General features: G+C 70.9%; 1 pseudogene. It reads left to right on the forward strand.

Annotated elements, in window-relative coordinates:
- A pseudogene (locus tag K6I34_RS37820) lies at nt 1–618 on the forward strand (hypothetical protein); the annotation flags it as partial.

Here is a 618-nt window from a genome sequence, read left to right on the forward strand (position 1 = left end):
TGGCCCCCTCGGCCACCCGCGAACCCGTCCCCGGCTACAACCTGCGCACCCCACGCGAACTGACCGCCCAGCGCATCCAGGCACTCATCCGCGACTTCGCCCGCACCGCCGAACTCGCCATCGCCGCAGGCTTCGACGGAATCCAGATCCACGCCGCACACGGCTACCTCCTCTCCCAGTTCCTCTCCCCACTCGCCAACACCCGCGACGACCACTACGGCCGCACCCGGGCGGGCCGCCGCCGAGCCCTGCTGGAGACCGTCACCGCCGTACGCGAGGCCGTCGGCCCTGCCGTACCCGTCTCGGTAAAGCTCAACTCGAAGGACTTCCAGTACGGCGGCCTGAGCGAGACCGAGTCCCTCGACGTCGCCGCCGCGCTCGCCGACACCGGCATCGACCTCCTGGAAATCACCGGCGGCAACTACGCCGAACCCGCCATGGAAGGCGTCCACCACACACCCCACCAGGGCCCCTACTTCGCCGACTACGCCACCAAGGTCCGCCACCGCGTCAACGTGCCCCTCATGCTCACTGGCGGCCTGCGGCACCCGCGCCACCATGGAACACCTCGTACGCGACGGCGCCGTCGACGCCGTCGGCATCGCCCGCCCCATGGCC

Source organism: Streptomyces sp. UNOC14_S4, assembly GCF_020740835.1.
In the GTDB taxonomy this organism is placed as follows: Bacteria; Actinomycetota; Actinomycetes; order Streptomycetales; family Streptomycetaceae; genus Streptomyces.